We start from the raw sequence: 15384 nt of genomic DNA on the forward strand, positions 1-15384 counted from the left end.
TTAGCGGACCCTCATACCGCGCCCGGCTGCCCCCTCCGACGGGCGAGATAGCGGGCGGTACGGCTGCCCGGGGCGGCGGCGACCTCGGCGGGGGTGCCGGCCGCCACGATCCGGCCGCCGTCCGCGCCGCCGCCCGGCCCGAGGTCGATGACGTGGTCGGCGCCGGCGACCACACCCATGTCGTGCTCGACGACGACCACGGTGTGGCCGGCGTCCACCAGGCCGTGCAGCTGGCGCATCAGCACCTCGGTGTCGGCGGGGTGCAGTCCGGTGGTGGGCTCGTCGAGGAGGTAGAGGGTGTGGCCGCGGCGGGTGCGCTGGAGTTCGGCGGCGAGCTTGATCCGCTGGGCCTCGCCGCCGGACAGCTCGGTCGCGGGCTGGCCGAGCCGGAGGTAGCCGAGTCCGACGTCCTGGAGGGTGCGGAGACTGCGGGCGGCGGCCGGGAGGTCGGTGAGGAACCCGGCGGCGTCGTCCACGGTCATGGCGAGGACGTCGGCGACGGTGCGGCCGCGGTAGGTGATCTGGAGGGTCTCGGGGTTGTAGCGGGCGCCGTGGCAGTCCGTGCAGGGCGCGTAGGTGCCGGGGAGGAAGAGGAGTTCCACGGCGACGAAGCCCTCCCCCTGGCAGGTCTCGCAGCGGCCGCCGGCGACGTTGAAGGAGAACCGTCCGGCGGTGTAGCCGCGGGCCCGGGCCTCGTCGGTGGCGGCGAAGACCTTGCGCACCGCGTCGAACAGGCCGGTGTAGGTGGCGAGGTTGGAGCGCGGGGTGCGGCCGATCGGCTTCTGGTCGACGCGGACCAGCCGGTCGACGGCCGCCAGGCCCTCGGCCCCGTCGAGCTGCGGGCGGGCGGTCGGCCCGGTGTCGGCGGCGTCCTCGTCGGTCTCGGTCCGGCCGGCGCCCAGGTGGTCCCGTACGGCTTCCGCGAGGACGCGGGTGACCAGCGTCGTCTTGCCCGATCCGGAGACGCCGGTGACGGCGGTGAAGACGCCGAGCGGGAACGTGGCGTCCAGTCCGCGCAGATTGTGCAGGGTGGCGCCGCGCAGGGTCACCGCTCCGGAGGGGCTGCGCGGGGTGCGCGCGGCGGGCGGCTCGGTGGCGAAGAGGTAGCGGCGGGTGGCGGATGCCTCGGCGTCGGCGAGGGCGGCGACCGGGCCGCTGTGCAGCACCCGGCCGCCGTGTTCCCCGGCGCGTGGCCCGACGTCCACGATCCAGTCGGCGCGCCGGACCACGTCCATGTCGTGTTCGACGACGAAGAGCGAGTTGCCCGCTTCCTTGAGCCGGCCGAGCACGGTGAGCAGGGACTCCGTGTCGGCGGGGTGCAGGCCGGCGGACGGCTCGTCCAGGACGTAGACGACGCCGAAGAGGCCGGAGCGCAGCTGGGTGGCCAGCCGCAGCCGTTGCAGCTCGCCCGCGGAGAGGGTGGGTGAGGGCCGGTCCGTGCTCAGGTAGCCCAGGCCCAGTTCGGTGAGCACCTCGATCCGGGCCACCAGGTCGCGGGCGAGCGTCGGGGCCGCCTCGTCGTCCGTCCGCGCGGCGGTGGGGCGGAGCAGCTCGGCGAGGGCGCCGAGCGGCATCCCCGCGAGGGTGGCGATGTCCTGGCCCGCGAAGGTGACGGCGAGCGCTTCGGGGCGCAGCCGTCGTCCGCCGCAGACGGGGCAGGGCTCGGCGGTCATGAAGCCCTGGACGCGTTTGCGCAGCGCCTCGCTCTTGGAGTCGGCGAAGGTGTGCAGGACGTAGCGCTTGGCGCTCATGTAGCGGCCCTGGTAGGGGCGCTGGATGCGGCCGGCCTCGCGGACGGGGTGGACGGTGACGACGGGCTCCTCGTCGGTGAACAGGATCCAGTCGCGGTCGGCCTGCGGCAGTTCGCGCCACGGCCGGTCGATGTCGTGGCCGAGGGCGGCGAGGATGTCGCGGAGGTTCTTGCCCTGCCAGGCGCCGGGCCAGGCGGCGACGGCGCCCTCGCGGACGGAGCGGGCCGGGTCGGGGACGAGGGAGTCCTCGGTGACCCGGTGGACGGTGCCCAGGCCGTGGCATTCCGGGCAGGCACCGGCCGCGGTGTTGGGCGAGAAGGCGTCGGAGTCGAGCCGTTCCGTCGTGCCTTCCGGGTAGGTGCCGGCCCGGGAGAACAGCATCCGCAGGGTGTTGGAGAGGGTGGTGACGGTGCCGACGGAGGAGCGTGAGGTGGGTGCGGAGCGCCGCTGTTCCAGGGCGACGGCCGGCGGCAGCCCGGTGATGTCCTCGACCTTGGGCGCGCCGACCTGGTGGATCAGCCGCCGGGCGTACGGGGCCACCGACTCGAAGTAGCGGCGCTGCGCCTCGGCGTAGAGGGTGCCGAAGGCGAGGGAGGACTTGCCCGATCCGGACACCCCGGTGAACGCGACCAGCGCGTCCCTCGGGATGTCCACATCGCAGTTGCGGAGGTTGTGTTCACGGGCGCCGCGCACCCGTACGTACGAGTCGGCCATCCCTCCATGATCGGGCACGGTCCGGGGTGGCCGGGTACCGTCAGCCGGCCGCCGTGGCGGCGGCGATCCGTTCGCGGGCCTCCTCCCAGGGCAGCGGGTCGGCCACGACGGCCCGCAGGGCGCGGATCTGGCGCGGCGGGAGCCCGGCCGCCAGGACGCCGACGGCGCGCCCCTCGCGGCCGTAGAGCGCGAGGATCCGCCGCCCGGCCCGGTCCCGTACGGGTGTCTCGACCCGGTCGGCGCCCGCGGTCAGCCCGTACGCCTGGATCTTGAGGTCGTACTGGTCGGACCAGAAGTACGGCACGGGGGCGAAGGGGCGGCGCTCCGGGGCGGGGGTGCCGTCCCCGGTCCCGGTGGGGCCGTCCGCGGCGAGTTCGGCGAGCAGGTTGCGGGCGGCGGCCATGCCCTGCTCGGTGGCGTTCATCCGGTGCTCGAAGCGCAGCGGGCGGCCGTGGGCGGGGTGGTCCCAGCGGGCCACGTCGCCCGCGGCGTAGACGCCGGGGGCGGCGGCGCAGTACGCGTCGCAGCGCAGCCCGTCGGTGGTGTCCAGCGCGGGGTCGGTGAGCCAGTCGACGGCCGGGCGGGAGCCGATGGCCACCAGCACGGTGTCGGCGGGCAGCCGGGTGCCGCCCGCCGCGCCCCCGCTCGCGGAGGTACTCCCAGGGGCCAGTCGTACGGCGGTGACCTGCGGGCCACGGCCGTCGCCCGGGTCCGTGGTGTCGAAGCCTTCGACGGTGCCGGTGAGCAGGCGCACGCCCCGGTCCCGGTGCTCCTCGGCCAGCAGGGTGCCGACGTCGGTGCCGACGGCGGCGGCCATCGGGGTCCCCTCGATGCCGACGACGGTGACCTCGTGCCCCAACTCCCGTGCCACGGCCGCCGCTTCGCAGCCGAGCACGCCGTTTCCGACGATCACCAGTCGCCGGGTGCCTCCCCCGCCGGCTACGCCCTCACCGGCGGGGGTACCCCCCTTGGTCAGCCGGCCGCGCAGCGCCAGCGCGTCGTCGAGGGTGCGTAGGGTGTGGACGCCGGTGAGGCGGTCGGTGCCGGGCAGCGTCCGGGCCGCGACGCCGGTCGCGATGACGACTCCGGCGCAGGCGAGGCTCTCCGCCCCGTCGAGGGTGAGCGTGCGGGTGGCCACGTCGAGGCCGGTGGCCCGGGTGCCCAGGCGCAGGTCCAGGTCGAGCGGGGCGAGTTGTTCCTCGGTGCGCAGGCGCAGTTTCTCCGGCTCCCAGGCTCCGTGCAGCAGCTGCTTGGACAACGGCGGCCGGTCGTACGGTAGATGGGGCTCCGCACCGATGAGGGTGAGCGGGCCGCGCCAGCCGGAGCGGCGCAGCGTCTCGGCCGCGGCGAGGCCGGCGGCCGAGGCTCCGACCACGGCGATCGGGCGGGCGGTCACGCGTGTACCTCGATCACGGCGGCCGGGCAGATGGCGGCCGCCTCGCGCACCGCGTCGTGCTGTGCGGCGGGCGGTGCCGCGTCGAGCAGGACGACCACGCCGTCCTCGTCGCGCTGGTCGAAGACCTCGGGGGCGATCAGCACGCACTGGCCGGCGGCGCAGCACTTGTCGGCATCGAGGGTGATCTTCATGGCAGTGGGCTCCATAAGCTGTGGGGCGGGAAGTTGCGGGCGGACCGCGGTCCGGCGGCCGGGCCCGGGGTCACGATCACCCGGCGGCGGGTGCGTTGTCACCAGGTGACGGGCAGTGCGTGGCAGCCGTAGATCGACATATCGGTGCGGAAGGGGATTTCCTCCACCGGTACCGCGGGCCGCATCGCCGGGAAGCGGCGCAGCAACGTCCCCAGGACGACCTGGAGTTCGACGCGGGCCAGCGCCTGCCCGAGGCACTGGTGGATGCCGTAGCCGAAGGCGACGTGGTGCTGGGCGTTGGGGCGGCAGACGTCGAGCCGGTCGGCGTCGGCGAAGACGCTCTCGTCGCGGTTGCCGGAGGGTACGGCCACCACGACGCCCTCGCCGGCCCGGATGAGGTGCCCGTCGACCTCGACGTCGGCGGTGGCGACCCGGCGCGGGCCGTTGCGGATGATGCTGTGGAAGCGCAGCAGTTCCTCGACGGCGCCGCGGATCAGGGCGGGCTCCTGCCGCAGCTTCTCAGCCGTCGCGGGGTCGCGCATCAGGGTGAGCGCGCTCAGGCCGATCATGTTGGCGGTGGTCTCGTGCCCGGCGATCAGCAGCAGGGCGGCGAAGGCGGCCACCTGGTCGTGGGTGAGTTCACCGGTCCGCTGCTGTTCGACGATCAGCCGGCCGAGGATGTCGTCCCCCGGGTCCGCCTCCTTGGCGGTGACCAACCGGTCCAGGTAGTCGCGCAGTTCGGCCCGGGCCGCCTCGCGCTCGTCGTCGGGGACGGTGCGCGAGAGCAGCGTTCCGGTGAGCCCCTGGAAGAGGTCGTGGTCGTCGTACGGGACGCCCAGCAGCAGGCTGATGACGAGGGACGGCACCGGCAGCGCCAGCGCCTGGACCAGGTCCACCCCGCCCTCCGCGCGCCCCTCGGCACGCTCCATGGCGTCGCAGAGTTCCTCGGTGATCCGCTGGATCTCCGGGCGCAGCGCCTCGACCCGCTTGACCATGAACTCCCGGGTGACCATGCGGCGCAGCCGGGTGTGCTCGGGCGGGTCCGTGCGGATGAAGCCGCGGTTGCGCGTGCTGGGGCCGCCGGTCATCCCGCTGAGCGGGTAGCCGTGGACGGTGGTGTCGGAGCTGAAGCGGGTGTCGCCGAGGACCGTCCGGATGTCGGCGTAGCGGGTGACCAGCCAGGCCCAACTGCCGTCCGGCAGGGAGATCTTGGAGATCGGCTGCGTGGTGCGCAGGGCGGCGAAGGCGGCCGGGGGGCCGAAGGGGCAGCCGCTCGGGGGCTCCACGGGCAGCGGCGCGGGTGCGGTGAACATCGTCATCTCGCTCATCTCGCTCATCGGGGTCGTCGGACCCATGGCGCAGGCCGGCTCGGACGTGCGCCATGGGTCGACGTTCGCCTAACACCCGTAAACTTACATGTGTAATACACGGGCATGCGTGTCGGGGGGTGAGCGAGGGTGAGGATTCGGCCGCGCGCCGCGCGGCTCAACGCTCCAGCAGGAGCTGCAGGATCTCGTCCACGAAGCGGTCCAGCCGCTTGGCGTCCTTGCGGCTCGGCATGACCTGCCAGAGCATGACGCGGCCGTGCACCGCCGACCACAGCACGTACGGCGCCTCGGACCGCGAGCCCCGCACCCGCCAGCCGGCGTCCTCGCACGCCGTCAGCGCCCGCTGCCAGCTGCGCACCAGCAGCCCGGCCGGGTGGCCGGCGAGCCGCTCGGGGCCGACCGGGGTCTGCCGGGTCTCGTGGAGCAGGCGGTAGGTGGCGGGGTGGGCGACGGCGTAGCGGCAGTAGGCGCGCAACTGGGCGCGCAGCCGCGCCACCGGGTCCTCGGCGTCGGCCTCCGCGGCGGCCTCGGCCATCGCGCCCGCCAGCCGCTCGTAGCTGACTTCGAGGGTCGCCCAGACCAGCTCGGTCTTGTCCGAGAAGTGCCGGTAGATGCTCGGTGCGGCGACGCCGGCCGCACGGGCCACCGCCCGGAGCGACAGCGCGTCCTCGCTGCCGACCTCCTCCAGGAGCCGCTCGGTGGCGCGCAGCAGCTCCTCCCGCAGACGCTCGCCCTGGCCCCGCGGATTACGGGCCCGGACGGCCGCACTCTCGTTCACTGCCCTCCGGCTTCCTTCCCTGGGCCGCACCGACGGTTTCGCCACAGGGTTTCACACCGGGGTTTCCCGCGGGCGCCGCAGCCGTGCGCGAGGACGGCGCGGCGGCCGGCGCGGCCGTGCCGTCAGCGCCCCATGGTCAGGCCGTCGGCCGCGGCTCCCCGGCTGAGCACCGCCTGGCTGATCTCGTCCCGGACCTGCGCGTGGGCGCGGGTCCTGGCGAGGTTGCGCATCCGCACCCGCTTCCCCTGCTCGGCGAGTTGCGGGACGTACTCGGCCTCGGTGACCCGCCAGCGCCCGCCGGTCCCGCGGGGCGGTGCGAAGCGGAAGCGGGCCAGGGTGCCCCAGTTGCCGCGCGGCTGCTTCATCACCCCCGAGAGCTGGTCGCCGAGTCCGTAGACGACCCAGGTGCCGTTGACCTTCTCGTACGGCTGGGGGGTGTGGGCGTGGGTGCCGACGATCAGGTCGACGTCGGGCCGGCCGTCGGTCTCGGAGGCGGTGAGCGCCCTGGCCAGTTCGAGCTGCTGCTCGTCGGGGGCGGTCCGGTACTCGGTCCCCCAGTACGGGCTGACCACCACCACGTCGGCGCCCGCCCGGCGCGCCGCCCGGGCGTCCTCGATGATCTTCTCCTCGTCGAGCAGGTTCACCGACCACGGCGGCGTCGCCGGGTCCAGGTCGTCCTCGGTTCCGTAGGTGTACGCCAGCTGCGCCACCCGCGCGCCGCCCGGCGCCCGCAGCACGGCCGGGCGGTCGGCCTCGGCGGGGTTCCTGGCCGAGCCGGTGTGCCGCAGTCCGACCGTGTCGAGGGCCGCCAGCGTGCGGCGCACGCCCGGGACGCCGTGGTCGAGGACGTGGTTGGAGGCGGTGGCGCAGGAGTCGTAACCGGTCGCCTTCAGGGCGGTGGCGATCTGCGGTGGCGCCTGGAGGACCGGATAGCCGGTGAACGGCCCGGCGAGCGGCCCGAGCGGGGCCTCCAGATGGCACAGCGCCAGGTCGGCGGAGGAGATGACCGGCCGCACGCCCTTGAGCATCGGCCGGAAGTCGTAGCCGTCGTAGGGCGCGTCCTCCCGGGCCGTGGTGAGTACCTCGGGGTGGGTCGGGATGATGTCCCCGGCGGCGACCAGGGTGAAGGGACGCCGGCCCGCGGCCCGGGCGACGGAGGCGCCCGGGCGGGCGCGGGGCCGCGGCTCCGGAGCCGTCGCCCGGGACTCCGGGGCCGCCCGCGGGGCCTTTCGCGGGGTGGGCTGCGCTCCGGCGCAGCCCACGGCCAGTACGGCGAGCAGGGCGGCCGCTCCACACCGGGTGTACGCGCTCATGCTCGACTGATATCAGCCGTTCCCTCCTGGCATATGCCGGTATGCCGCGGTGTCTGCCGCTCTCCCCCATACGGACCTCGGCGGGGCCGGGGCACGGGCGCGGTGCGGCCGCCCGGACGGCGCACCCGCGGGACGAGGCCCACCTGCCCGGCGGGCCGCCCGTGCGCCGCCGGGAGGGGGCGCCACCCCCGCGCGGGCCGTCACCCGCGCCCGCGTCGCCGAGGCCCTGGCCGAGGACCCGCCCCGGCGGCTCGTCCCGCAGCCGGCCGCCCGACGCGGAGAGCGCGGTGCGGAGCACCGAGCCGGGCGATCCCGGCGCCGCAGCAGTCGAGTTGACGGCCCTTCAGGCCGCTTGCGCACGGCCGGATTGTGACCTCCGAGGAGGGCGTCGACCGCGTACCGGGGTCCTAGGGTGAGGGCGTATGGACGAGGAACTTCCCGGGGCACGTGAGCCGTTGCACGTCACGGTGTGGGACGAGGCGACGCCCGGCGCCCCGCGGGCGGTGCTGGTGCACGGCACCATGAGCTGGGGCACGGCGTGCTTCGCGGGCCAGCGGCCGCTGGCCGAGATGTTCCGGCTGGAACTGGTCGACCGGCGCGGCTTCGGCGACAGCCCGGACACCGCCCGCAGCGACTACGCGACGGACGCCGAGGACATCGGGCGACTCCTCGGCCGGGGAGCCCACCTGGTCGGCCACTCCTACGGCGCGGCGGCCGTGATGCTGGCCGCGTCGGCCCGCCCGGAGGCGGTGCAGTCGCTCACCCTCATCGAGCCGTCCCCGCTGCGCACCGCGGCCGCGCACCCGGTCGTGGCGGCGGCGCTGGAGCGGATCCGGGCGGCGTTCGGCACGCCGGAGGGGACCGGCCCGGAGATGAGCCCCGAGGAGTACCTGCGGCGGTCCACCGAACCGTACGGACTTCCGGTGCCCGAGCCGACGCCGCGGATGCTGCGCGCGGTGCGCGCGGCGATGCGGGAACGCCCGGTGTGGGACGCGCAGTTGCCGCTCGGACCGCTGGCAAGGGCGACGATGCCCAAGCTCGTCGTCAACGGCGCCTGGGACGACGCGCCGCACGGGTACCGGGAGTTCACCGGCCGGGCCCTGGCGGCCTGCGGGGAGTACCTGGCCGAGGCGATCGGCGCCCGGCACGTCCGGGTGGCCGGCGCCTGCCACACGCCGCACCAGGACCGTCCGGAGCAGGTGAACGCGGTCCTCACCCGGCTGTGGCAGAGCTGACGCGGGCAGCTGGCGGCGCCGGGTCCGGCGCCCGCTCGACGGCGAACCGGCACACCTCCGGCGGTGGCGTTCCGCAGCCCCGGACGCGGCCTCCTCAGGCGACGTCGATGCCGTACTCCTGCACCAGCGCCTCCAGGCCGCCGGAGTAGCCCTTGCCGCCGATGACGAAGTCCCAGTCGCCGCCGTCCCGTTGCCGGAACGAGCCGAGCACCAGCGCGGTCTCACCGGACCGCCCGTCGGACACCTCCAGCTGCCCCAGCTCCTCACCCGCGGCGTCGAGCAGCCGGATGCGGGCGTCGGTGAAGCCGGCGAGGTCGGCGTCCGGATCGGCCCGGGGATCGATGGCGGCGACCAGCACCAGCCGGTCGGCGTCCGCCGGCAGCGCCTCGAACCGCACCTGCATCGCGGCGCGGTCGGGGGCGAAGCCGGGCAGCATCCGCACCGAGCCGTCCGGGGTGCGCGGATTGTTGTAGAAGACGAAGTGGTCGTCGCTGAGCACGGTGGTGCCCTTGCAGACCAGCGCGCAGACGTCGAGGGCCACCCCGCCGGACCAGTTCATGCCGAGGACGTTGTGGTCCGGGGTCTCGTCGGCGGACGCCGCGGTGCCGGCCGGCGAGGCGGGGCCGAGCCGCCCGCGCAGCCCGTACCGGCCGAGCAGGTCGACGAGTTCGGGACCGGCGATCAGGCTCAGCGGCTTGCCGTTGGCGAAGGTGTGCGCGCCGGGGCCGAACCGGGAGGTCGTCACCAGGACGCCCTTGTTGGCGCCCTCGGACTGGACTGTGCCGTAGAGGTCGCGTACGGCGGTCGGCGGGACGGTGTTGCGGTACCGCTTGACCTGCACGACGATCTTTCCGCCGCGGATCGGGTCGGGGTCCAGGGCGTCCACGTCGACGCCGCCGTCACCGGAGCGCTGGGTGGTCACGGCCTGCATGCCCATGGCACGGAACAGCTCGGCGATCAGGTTCTCGAAGGCGATCGGGTCCATCTCGAACAGGTCCGGCGCGCCGTCCGTGCCGTGGGTGACGACCGCGGAGGTGCCGCCGGCCTCGCCCGGCAGCCGCGCGGGGCGCACCGCGGTCCGCTGGTCGGGGCGGGCCGAGAGCTGGCCGTGCAGCCCCTCGGTCAGGCACTCCACGGCGCTGACCTGCGCCAGGTGCAGCGCGTCGAAGGCGCCGCGGGGCGCCATGACGGTGGCCAGGTAGAGCTGCGCGGGACGGCCGGTGGCCGGGTCCACGTCGTCGACGAAGCCGTTGAGCGCGACCGATTCCAGCGTGCCGTAGGTGTCGGCGGCGAAGAGGTCGCGCAACACCAGCAGCATGCTCTGGGCGAGAACGTCGCGGTAGAGCGCCCGGCGCTGCGCGGCCGGGCGGGCGGTCTCCTTCTCCTGGTCGGCGGTGGACAGGTACCGGACGGACCTGGTCTCCGGAACGATGTCGTAGCCGGGCAGCTCCCAGTCCAGGACGAGCTGACGGGCCGTCGGGTCGTAGGCGGCGGCGACCTGCCGGGGGAAGCCCTCCGGCCAGGCGGTGGAGGAGTACAGCGCGGCGGAGAAGTACTCGACGGCGGCCTCGGCGTCGCCGCCGCGCAGGGCGGTCAGCAGGTCCTGGATGCCGGCGTTGTGCTGCCGGATGCCGGCGAGGGCGCCCGCCGCCCACTGGTCGTACTGCTGCCGGTAGGCGGCGAGTTGGGCCTGCCGGCGGCTCTCGGCGGCCTGTGCGGCGTACCAGTCCTGTTCGTAGCGGGCCCGGGCCTCCTCCTGGGCGCGGTCGCGGCGGGCTCCCATGTGCCAGCCGCCGGTCGGCGTCCGGTAGCGGGCCGGGTCGGGCATCGGCACCGGAGTGGCCAGCGCGCCGGGCGCGAACTCCTCGATGTGCTCGGGGCGCAGCAGCGCGTCGGCGGTGAAGGCCGGGGCGTGGCAGCCGTCGGCGAGCAGGCCGGTCAGCGCGGCGACCCGGGCGTCCAGCTCCTCGGTGCGGCGGCGGGCGTCGGCCTCCCGCTGCCGGCGGTACTCCGCCTGCCGCTCGCGGTGCATCCGCGCCATCGCGCGCTCGGCGTCCCGTGCCTGCCGCTCCTGGTCGCGCTGCTGCTGGACGTACGCGCGGCGCTGGGCTTCCTCGCGGCGTTGCTGCTGACGCTGCGCCTCTGCCCAGACGGCCATTAATCCATGGGAACGGCGGCTCATGTCGTCTTCGTCCTCCCCCCGGGGCGGCTGCCCCCGGAACCCTGTGGAAGCGGCTTCACCTGCGCTGTTCCAGGTGACTTTAGCGGGGGGTGCCGGGCCCGGGACGTGCGGGACGACGAGATCCGGCGCTGCCCGCCGTCGCACCTGTCGGCGCGGGCCGGGGCCGACGGGGCGGCGCTCAGGCGGCGGCCTTTCCGGCGGCGGCCGTCGCCGAGGCGTCGTAGTCGGCGGCGACCCCGGGGACCAGCACGGTGTCCCCCTCGATGTGCCGGGTGCGCAGCGGAAGGATTTCCCGGTAGGCGGGAGAGTCGTACCAGGCCCGGGCCTCGGCCATCCCCGGGAACTCGATCACGACGACGAAGCCGGGCCAGCTGCCCTCCACGACCTCCACCTGGGCGTTGTGCACCCGGAACCACCCGCCGAACGGCGCCATGGTCGCCTGGACCCGGTCCATGTACGCGGCGATGTCCGCGTGCGGCGCGGCGGGACGGAGGTGCGCGATGGCGAAGGCGCTCATGAGTGCTGCCTCTCTCTTCGGCGGACGGCGCTCGCGGTGCCGTCCACGTTTCGGCGGTTGCTTCGCGGTCCACATTTCCAGCCGTGGGCGGGCGGGTCGATTACCTCCGGAGTCATTACGGAGTCATCGCCGGCTGCCCGTCGTATCCGGAACGTCGCGAAGGGAACGCGTCATGGATGACCTGCTGCACTTCCGGGCCGCCGGGACCGGCCTGGTGCTGGATGTGTCCGGGAACGGTCTGCCGCGCGTCGTGCACTGGGGCGCCGACCTCGGGGAGTGCGGGCCGGGCGGGCTCGCCGGGCTGCTGGCCGCCGACGTCGCGCAGACCGTGCCCAACGCGCTGGACGAGCCGGTCCCGTTGAGCGTGCTGCCGCAGCAGTCGGCCGGCTGGCCCGGTACGCCGGGGATGGCCGGGCACCGGGCCGGCTCGGCGGCGGCGCCCGCGTTCGCGGCGCGCACCCGGACCGTGGACGAGGGGCGGCGCCGGCTGACGGTGACGGCGGCGGACCACGACGGCGGGCTGGCGCTCACCCTGGAGATCGAGCTGACCGGGGCCGGGCTGGTGCGGCTGCGCGCCGAGGTCACCAACACCGGCGCGGACGGCTACCACCTCACCGAGCTGGCGCCCGCCCTGCCCGTACCGTCGCAGGCCACCGAGATTCTCGACCTGACCGGCCGGCACCTGCGTGAACGCGCCCCGCAGCGGCACGCGTTCACGCTCGGCACCCATCTGCGGGAGAACCGGCGCGGGCGCACCGGCAGCGACGCCACGCTGCTGCAGATCGCCGGGACGGCGGGCTTCGGCTTCCGCTCCGGTGAGGTGTGGGGACTGCACGTCGCCTGGAGCGGCAACCACCGCTCGCTGGCCGAGCGCACCCCGGCCGGACAGGCCGTACTGGCCGGCGGCGAACTGCTGCTGCCGGGCGAGGTCCTGCTGGCGCCCGGCGAGAGCTACCGCTCCCCCTGGATCTACGGCTCCTACGGGCGGCACGGCCTGGACGAGCTGGCCGGCCGCTTCCACCGCCACCTGCGCGCCCGCGCCACCCACCCCACGGCCCCGCGTCCGGTCACCCTCAACACCTGGGAGGCGGTCTACTTCGAGCAGGACCTGGCCACGCTGGAACGGCTGGCGCGGGCGGCGGCCGAGGTGGGCGCGGAGCGGTTCGTGCTGGACGACGGGTGGTTCAAGGGGCGGCGGGACGACCGGGCCGGACTCGGCGACTGGTACGTGGACCCGGACGTCTGGCCCGACGGTCTGCATCCGCTGGTCGACGCCGTGCGGGGGCTGGGGCTGCGGTTCGGGCTGTGGGTGGAGCCGGAGATGGTCAACCCGGACTCGGATCTGGCCCGCGCGCACCCCGACTGGATCCTGGCCGCGTCCCCGTCCCGGATGCCGCCCCCGTCCCGTCACCAACAGGTCCTCGCACTGGCCCGCCCGGACGCGTACGCGTGGGTGCTCGGCCGGCTGGACGCGCTGCTGCGCGAGTACCGCATCGACTACCTCAAGTGGGACCACAACCGTGATCTGGTGGACGCGGCCGCGCACGCGCAGACGGCGGCCGTCTACCGGCTGATGGACGAGCTGCGGGCCCGCCATCCGGGGCTGGAGATCGAGTCCTGCTCGTCGGGCGGCGGCCGGGTGGACCTGGGCGTGCTGGAGCGCACCGACCGGGTGTGGACGAGCGACTGCCTCGACGCGCTGGAGCGGCAGCGGATCCAGCGCTGGACCGGGCTGCTGCTGCCGCCCGAGCTGCTCGGGGCGCACGTGGGAGCGCCGGTGTCGCACACCACCGGACGCACCCACACCCTGGACTTCCGGGCCGGGACGGCGCTGTTCGGCCACTTCGGGATCGAATGGGACCTGACCGCGGCGACCCCGGCGGAGCGGGCCCGGCTGGCGGAGTGGGTGGCGCTGTACAAGGAGCTGCGGCCGCTGCTGCACGGCGGGACGGTGGTCCGCGGCGCACACCCCGACCCGGCGCTGTGGGTGCACGGCGTGGTGGCCCCGGACGCCGGGCGGGCGGTGTTCGCGCTGGTGCAGATGGCGACGAGCGTGCAGGCCCCGGCGGGCCGGGTGCGGCTGCCGGGGCTGGATCCGGACGCGGCGTACCGCCTGGCGCCGCTGCCGCCCGGGGACCGTCCCGAGGGACCGTTCACCTCCGCGCTGCCGTGGTGGGAGGAGGGCGTGACGCTGCCGGGCCGGGTGCTGGCGGAGGTGGGCGTGCAGGCGCCGACGCTGTTCCCGGAGCGGCTGGTGCTGCTGGAGGCGGTACGCGGGTGAGCGGGGCGGGCCGGGGAGTGCCGGGCCGGCGCCACGCCCCGGGCCCGCCCGGACCACCACGGCCGGGTTGACGTGCCGTCAGTTCTCGCCCAGGGCCACCAGTTCCGTGCCGGCCAGCAGGAAGGCACCGACCCCGAAGTCGGCGGTGGAGTCCCGGGTGACCGGCTGACCGGACTCCGGCCGGTCACCGACGCTCTGGACGTAGCCGAGGACGCCGTCGGGCCGCACGGCGGTCGTGGCCAGCGCGTGCCAGGCGCGGGCGGCCACCGGCCGGTAGGTGCCGCGCGGGACGAGGCCGGCGCGCAGTGCGTACGCCGTCGCGAAGGTGAAGAAGGCGGTGCCGCTGGTCTCCGGTCCCGGGAGGTGCGCGGGGTCGGCGAGGTTCACGTTCCAGAAGCCGTCGGAACGCTGGACCGCGCGCAGCGCCGCCAACTCCCGTACCAGCGTGGCACGGTAGGCGCGGACCGGGGCGAAGTCGTCGGGAAGTACGGCGAGCACCTTGGCGTGGGCGGCGGCGACCCAGCCGTTGCCGCGCGACCACAGGACGGGTTTGCCGTTCGGGGAGGATATGCCGCCCGGCAGGAACCGCTTGTCGCGGTACCACAGGCCGCTGCCGGGGTCGTGGAGGCCGGGGCCGCCCTCCGCGTTCCTGGTGTGGGTGTAGAGCGCGTGCATCGCGTCCCAGCAGGCGGGGTCGTCGCGCAGCGCGCCGAGCCGGGCGAACGGCGGCATCGCCATGTGCAGCGCGTCGTCCCACCACCAGTCGTCGTGCTTCTCCGCCGAGGTGGCGACCATCCGCCGCACGGAGTCCTCGATGGCGGCGATCTTGGTTGGGTCGGGTGCGGCGTCCAGCGCGTAGAGGTCGAGGTAGGTCTGCCCCGCGCAGTGGTCGTCGGCGTGCCGGGTGGTGACGCCGTTGTGCAGCCCGTAGGCGTGCCGCTCGGCCCAGTCGCGGGCGTAGGCCAGGTAGCGGGGTTCGCGGGTGAGGCGGTGCAGCGCCATCAGCCCGCTGAAGAAGGTGGCGCGGGCCCACTGGTTGTCGCCGGGGTCGGGGTGCGCGCCGATCCAGTGGTCGGCGACCTTGCGCAGCACGGCGACGATCTCGGCACGGGCCGGCATCCGGTCCTGCGGCCGGCGGACGGGTGCGGCGGCGGCCGGGCGGGCGGACAGTGCGGTACCGGCCGTCAGTGCGGCGCCGGTGGTGAGGAATTTCCGGCGTTCCATGAACCACCTCTCCGGGAGGATGTGCCGCCACAGACAGCCCGTACGCATACATGAACTCGGTTCCTGAATGTGACGGATGGCGGGAACATCGTGACAGGCAACTCGCCTTCGCGGAAGGCCCTTTGAGGCACCGGCGGGACGGCTCCGCCACCGACGGCGCGTTGCCAACCGCACCTTTGTGGCATTACCTTGATCGGGTGACTACCGGGTCGGCCATGGGCCATGAGCGAGTGAGGTTCCCGGTCACCACGTGACCGCGCGGCGGGCCACCAGGGCCCCGCCCCTCCGCTCTTCACCACCGCGCGCTCTTCGCTCCGCGCGCTTCCACGACGTGCGCCTTCCGCGCCGTCGCAGGCACGGGCCCTTCCGTCCCCGTGCTCTTCTTCCGCACATATCCCAGGCAGTGCACACCACGTCGACCGTGCCTCGGTCCGTGGTCGCTGCGCCCTGCCCGGCGAACGCTCCGCCAGGACG

At 74.8% G+C, this 15384-nt stretch carries 11 protein-coding genes; 2 read left to right on the plus strand and 9 right to left on the minus strand.

Annotated elements, in window-relative coordinates; all coding sequences use genetic code 11:
• Window positions 1–11: 11 nt before the first annotated feature.
• The 6 genes from uvrA to SL103_RS23255 form a co-directional block, all read right to left on the minus strand.
• Complete coding sequence (gene uvrA, locus SL103_RS23230; RefSeq protein WP_069570891.1) at window positions 12–2465, minus strand: excinuclease ABC subunit UvrA; 2454 nt, start codon at window positions 2463–2465, stop codon at window positions 12–14.
• A 40-nt stretch (window positions 2466–2505) separates the two neighbouring features.
• Window positions 2506–3861 (minus strand): NAD(P)/FAD-dependent oxidoreductase, encoded by a 1356-nt coding sequence (locus tag SL103_RS23235; protein WP_069570892.1) that lies wholly within the window; start codon window positions 3859–3861, stop codon window positions 2506–2508.
• The gene (locus SL103_RS23240; RefSeq protein ID WP_069570893.1) at window positions 3858–4052 is read right to left on the minus strand and encodes a ferredoxin; all 195 of its coding nucleotides are present in this window, start codon (window positions 4050–4052) and stop codon (window positions 3858–3860) included. The genes SL103_RS23235 and SL103_RS23240 overlap by 4 nt, the downstream gene beginning before the upstream one ends.
• A 98-nt stretch (window positions 4053–4150) precedes the next feature.
• Window positions 4151–5371: a cytochrome P450 gene (locus tag SL103_RS23245; protein WP_069574033.1), complete on the minus strand. Its 1221-nt coding sequence runs from the start codon at window positions 5369–5371 to the stop codon at window positions 4151–4153.
• Between the two features lie 166 nt (window positions 5372–5537).
• Window positions 5538–6158 carry a TetR/AcrR family transcriptional regulator gene (locus SL103_RS23250; protein ID WP_208869935.1) on the minus strand — a complete coding sequence of 207 codons (621 nt, stop codon included), beginning with the start codon at window positions 6156–6158 and terminating at the stop codon, window positions 5538–5540.
• 122 nt (window positions 6159–6280) lie between these two features.
• Window positions 6281–7471 (minus strand): CapA family protein, encoded by a 1191-nt coding sequence (locus tag SL103_RS23255; protein ID WP_069570895.1) that lies wholly within the window; start codon window positions 7469–7471, stop codon window positions 6281–6283.
• Between the two features lie 422 nt (window positions 7472–7893).
• Here SL103_RS23255 and SL103_RS23260 point away from each other — a divergent pair, with 422 nt between their 5' ends.
• Window positions 7894–8706 (plus strand): alpha/beta fold hydrolase, encoded by an 813-nt coding sequence (locus SL103_RS23260; RefSeq protein WP_069570896.1) that lies wholly within the window; start codon window positions 7894–7896, stop codon window positions 8704–8706.
• A 94-nt stretch (window positions 8707–8800) separates the two neighbouring features.
• Here the strand turns inward: SL103_RS23260 and SL103_RS23265 are convergent, their stop codons facing one another.
• Window positions 8801–10888 (minus strand): restriction endonuclease, encoded by a 2088-nt coding sequence (locus tag SL103_RS23265; protein WP_164492887.1) that lies wholly within the window; start codon window positions 10886–10888, stop codon window positions 8801–8803.
• Window positions 10889–11066: 178 nt separating this feature from the next.
• Window positions 11067–11405, minus strand: coding sequence for a DUF1330 domain-containing protein (locus tag SL103_RS23270; RefSeq protein ID WP_069570898.1), 339 nt, complete (start codon window positions 11403–11405; stop codon window positions 11067–11069).
• 172 nt (window positions 11406–11577) lie between these two features.
• On the opposite strand from SL103_RS23270, the gene SL103_RS23275 reads away from it, so the two are divergent.
• Entirely contained in the window at window positions 11578–13686 is a 2109-nt protein-coding gene (locus tag SL103_RS23275; protein ID WP_069570899.1) for an alpha-galactosidase, read from the plus strand.
• 78 nt (window positions 13687–13764) lie between these two features.
• Here the strand turns inward: SL103_RS23275 and SL103_RS23280 are convergent, their stop codons facing one another.
• Entirely contained in the window at window positions 13765–14910 is a 1146-nt protein-coding gene (locus SL103_RS23280; RefSeq protein WP_069570900.1) for a glycoside hydrolase family 88 protein, read from the minus strand.
• Window positions 14911–15384 lie beyond the last annotated feature (474 nt).

The organism is Streptomyces lydicus, from assembly GCF_001729485.1.
In the GTDB taxonomy this organism is placed as follows: domain Bacteria; phylum Actinomycetota; class Actinomycetes; order Streptomycetales; family Streptomycetaceae; genus Streptomyces; species Streptomyces lydicus_D.